Origin of the sequence: Candidatus Thiosymbion oneisti (genome assembly GCF_900092655.1) — a bacterium.
Lineage (GTDB): Bacteria > Pseudomonadota > Gammaproteobacteria > Chromatiales > Chromatiaceae > Thiosymbion > Thiosymbion oneisti.
The window spans coordinates 1-3,988 of sequence record NZ_FLUY01000931.1; the positions used below are offsets into that span (position 1 = coordinate 1).

At 53.3% G+C, this 3,988-nt stretch carries 8 protein-coding genes; 2 read left to right on the forward strand and 6 right to left on the reverse strand.

Going from position 1 to position 3,988, the window contains the following annotated elements:
- Positions 1–207: hypothetical protein (locus BQ17_RS22560; protein ID WP_218068203.1), on the forward strand; the 207-nt coding region annotated here is incomplete at its 5' end.
- Complete coding sequence (gene proB / locus BQ17_RS09555) at positions 204–1,352, forward strand: glutamate 5-kinase (protein ID WP_089726509.1); 1,149 nt, start codon at positions 204–206, stop codon at positions 1,350–1,352. The genes BQ17_RS22560 and proB, both read left to right, overlap by 4 nt.
- Positions 1,353–1,395: 43 nt before the next feature.
- On the opposite strand, the gene BQ17_RS21735 is transcribed toward proB, so the two are convergent.
- The 6 genes from BQ17_RS21735 to BQ17_RS09580 form a co-directional block, all read right to left on the reverse strand.
- On the reverse strand, positions 1,396–1,536 hold the full coding sequence (locus BQ17_RS21735) for a hypothetical protein (protein ID WP_176722368.1): 141 nt from the start codon (positions 1,534–1,536) through the stop codon (positions 1,396–1,398).
- A gap of 134 nt (positions 1,537–1,670) precedes the next feature.
- Positions 1,671–2,303 carry a nucleotide-binding protein gene (locus BQ17_RS09560; protein WP_089726511.1) on the reverse strand — a complete coding sequence of 211 codons (633 nt, stop codon included), beginning with the start codon at positions 2,301–2,303 and terminating at the stop codon, positions 1,671–1,673.
- 110 nt (positions 2,304–2,413) lie between these two features.
- On the reverse strand, positions 2,414–2,638 hold the full coding sequence (locus BQ17_RS09565; protein ID WP_089726513.1) for an AbrB/MazE/SpoVT family DNA-binding domain-containing protein: 225 nt from the start codon (positions 2,636–2,638) through the stop codon (positions 2,414–2,416).
- Between the two features lie 27 nt (positions 2,639–2,665).
- Positions 2,666–3,151, reverse strand: a complete 486-nt coding sequence (locus BQ17_RS09570) for a type II toxin-antitoxin system VapC family toxin (protein ID WP_218068204.1) — start codon at positions 3,149–3,151, stop codon at positions 2,666–2,668.
- Positions 3,148–3,372 (reverse strand): hypothetical protein, encoded by a 225-nt coding sequence (locus BQ17_RS09575; protein ID WP_089726516.1) that lies wholly within the window; start codon positions 3,370–3,372, stop codon positions 3,148–3,150. Before BQ17_RS09575 ends, BQ17_RS09570 begins: the two co-directional genes overlap by 4 nt.
- A gap of 196 nt (positions 3,373–3,568) precedes the next feature.
- Positions 3,569–3,988, reverse strand: a 420-nt coding sequence (locus BQ17_RS09580) for a JAB domain-containing protein (protein WP_089726518.1), incomplete at its 5' end; no start/stop codon positions are given.

Genomic DNA, 3,988 nt, shown 5'->3' on the forward strand with positions numbered 1-3,988 from the left:
AGCGTTACCGGTCGGCAAAGTAAGAAAAGAAACGACGAATCACGCGAATCCTCACGAAATTGTCATCCCGAACCGAAAGGAGGGATCTTGTTCGCGCCGATTCGCGCGCTTCGTCGTTTTCTCTTTCGTATTCCGACCCACCACGACAAGCGGCCAACAGCTAACTTAATGGTATTGGGTATCATGAAGGATGAAGTCAGCCCGTGATCTCCCGCGACGGCATCCGCAATACCAAACGTTGGGTCGTCAAGATCGGCAGCGCCTTGCTCACCAGGAATGGCCGGGGGGTTGATCGGACGGTCCTGGCCCCTTGGGCCGATCAGGTAACCGGGTTCCTGCGCAACAGGGGTGAGCTGGTGGTCGTCTCATCAGGTGCCGTCGCCGAGGGTATGGCCCGCATGGGTTGGGCCCAACGCCCCAAATCCCTGCATGAGCTGCAGGCCGCTGCCGCTATCGGCCAGATGGGGCTGATCCAGGCCTACGAGGCCTGCTTTCAGAAACGTGGCATCCACGCGGCGCAGATCCTGCTCACGCGGGAAGACCTAGCCGACCGGGGGCGCTACTTGAACGCCCGCAGTACCCTGCTTTCCTTATTGCGGCTCCAGGTGGTGCCGGTGGTAAACGAGAACGATACGGTAGCCACGGACGAGCTAAGGTTCGGGGACAATGACACCCTGGCCGCCCTGGTCGCCAACCTGGTCGAGGCCGATCTGTTGATTCTACTCACCGACCAGGAGGGCCTGTGTGACCGCGATCCCCGCTTCCATCCGGACGCTAGGCTCATCTCCGAGACCCGGATCGACAATCCCCGGCTCGACGCTGTAGCCGGTGGCAGTGTCAGCGGATTGGGTCTTGGCGGCATGGTAACCAAGGTACGCGCCGCGCGGCTCGCGGCCCGTTCAGGGACCGCGACCGTCATTGCTCCGGGAAAGGAGGGTGATGTGCTGCGGCGGGTCGGCGCAGGTGAGCGGGTCGGGACCCTGCTGACTCCGGTCCAGGGGCCTCAGGCCGCTCGCAAGCGGTGGCTGGCCGGTCAGCTCCAGGTCCGGGGCAGGCTTATCTTGGATGCCGGTGCGGTGCATGCCCTGCAGGGACAGGGCAAGAGCCTCCTGGCGGTGGGGGTAAAGGAGGTGCAAGGCACTTTCCAGCGCGGTGAGGTCGTAGCCTGTGTCGACGAGCAGGGCCATGAGATCGCCCGTGGGCTTGTCAATTACGATGCCCTGGAGTCGAATCGCATCAAGGGCCAGCCCAGCGCCAGATTCGCAGGGATCCTGGGCTACCTGGACGACGAAGAGCTCATTCACCGGGACAATCTTGTGCTACTTCTTCCCGGAAGGCCATCAGCCGGGTGATTAAGACCTCATTTTATCTCGATTTAACGACAGGCGAATCGGCTCACCAAGGTATGAACCGATTCATGAAGATCATGGGACGACCGATGCTGCGATTCATGTCCGCCATGTCACTCTGCATCTTCGCGGTGGTGAAGGTCATGGACTGAATGCCCTGCTCTACGCCCTCCATGCTCGCCAGCATGGGTTTGAGGATGCCGACGTCCTGTGAGATGGATTCGACACCGACGCCAGCTTCTAGCTGCTGGAAGCTGGCGACTGGTAGCTGGAAGCTGAAAAGGCGATACGCATTCGTCCCGATTGCCCGCGGGTAAGGGCTCAGCTGACCAGGTTGGGATAGAGAGCGGCGGCCAGGGCAAAGAACTCCCGTGCCCCCTTACCCCGCGGCTCTAGCTCGAACACTGCCAATCCCTCGCTGAAGGAGCGCCGAAAAACGGTGCGCTGGCACAGCCGCGGCTTGAGGAACTTGATGCCCGGCAGCGAAACCAGCGCGGCGGCGGCTTCATCGGTCTCGCGGACGGCATGGTGGGTGTCGCCACGGTTTATGAAGCCGAGGATGTCCGCTGGCTTGTCTCTTTGTACCGAGTTCACCAGACGGATGTAACGTTGCGTGGACCAGATATCCGCCTGGGAGGGAGGCACGGGGACGACCACCCGATCACACAGCGCCAAGGCCCGATGCATCGAGTCCATATCCGCTGTACCAACGTCGATCAGGGTCTCATCCGCGGCATTCAGCCGCTCCGGGGTCAACCCCGATTTGTCCCCGATACGCAACGGGGGATCGAAGCCTTCTTCCATGCGCACCTCTACCACATCGGCCAGGGTCGCTTGGGGATCGGCGTCGATGAGCTGGACCTTCACCTCGGCCATGGCGAGCCATACCGCCAGGTTGAAGGTGACGGTGCTCTTGCCCGACCCGCCTTTGAAACTTCCGATTATGGTTATCATCAGCTTTCACGCCCTCCTGGTCGGATGAACGGCTTCGCGGCTACCTTCCTATGGATTCATGAAAAATTCAAGTGGCGCGCATTTTTGTATCGCAACCAAAATACCATTCATCATGATTCCCTTGTAAGACTCATTATTTCGTCAGTAGACATTTTCGCTGACGCTATCCCTCTGAATTTTCCAAATTTTCCCGTTACATTCGGCGCGCCGGTTTTTACGATATAAGATCGACTACTATCTTCAACAAAATCGATTTCTGTTTCGGGAGATATCCCTAAAGCTTCTCTTACAGCTCGAGGAATCGTAACTTGGCCTTTTGTAGTAGTAACTCGCATTATTCCGTATCTCCGATAGGGTAAGGATCAGGTTAAAAAATGGATGTCCTTTTCTTTCCGTATTTCTGGTAAGTAATCATCCAATACAATTATTCTTAGATCATCAACATGTTTTAGCTTTTTATCATTGGTAAGAAATGCTTCGCAACCAACAGAAAGAACTGCAGTAATCTGTAAGGCATCAGGAGTTCGTAGGTTATGACGACTCCGAAGTTCTGATGCCTGGTCGGCTACCCCGGCACTAATCGGGACAAGTTCAAAATTTCGGCTGTTCTGGAGAATATCACGGTATTCATTTTCAAGGGAGATTTTCCCTTCACGCCTCGGATGCACAAGAACCTCGGTAAGCGTGATCACTGAACCATAACCCTTGATGATACCCTCGTCAATCCTTCTAATAATATCCCGTATCATTGGAAGATAAACAGGGTGACGTTCGACAAAATAGATAAAAGGAGATGTATCGAATCCCAGTCGCCTTATTTCTGTAAAAACAGTATCAGGAATTATCATAAACGGTAATTCCATTCATCTCTCAGTTCGTCGACATATTTTTGGGCATTAACACCTTTCCATATTTCAGATCCCAGTCCTTCAAGCTCAACCAGTCTTCGCTGTTTTCTATCTTGTTCGGATTTTACTATCAGCTTTTTACTGATAAGAGAAATCAGTTCCAACTGTTCCGTCGCCGGTATCGGATTTATGTATTGCTGATATAATTGTTCAATATTCATGCTTTAATACCTTTGAGTCAACTCCACTACAACTTTTGGTATTCAGCTAACGCTTGGGCTCAGGCGCCCAATGCCGCGTGGCACTGAGCTTGAAAGTTCCTGAGGAGCTAGACCGCGGCATTGGGTCGCCTGCAGCCGAATGTTAGACGAATGATCTGTGAAAAACGACCTATCAATTGAGCCTGGCCCCTTTTCCTTATAGTTTTTTAATCTCTTCGATTGAAAGCCCTGAAGTTTCAGCAATGATCGCTATACTGATCTCTTTTTGCTTCATTGCCTTTGCTACTTCAATCTTACCTTCTTTTAATCCTTCCTCCTTCCCAAGTTGAATCCCTTCGTTTAACCCCTCTTTTTTGCCTTCATTCCTGTATCTCTCCTTGAGTTTATAAGGCAAAATCCATCGTTCACTTTCCTGAAGTTTCTTGAAGATCCCCGAATCGACAAAGCTATGATAGGTTTCATCGCTGATGATGAGATGATCGATCACTTCAACCTTAAGGAATTTGCCCGCCTGAATAAAATGATCGGTAAGGTCCTGGTCTTCGATTGAAGGCGTCACATTCCCACCGGGGTGATTATGGACCATAATAACCTGAACGGCGAGCTTGTAAATCGC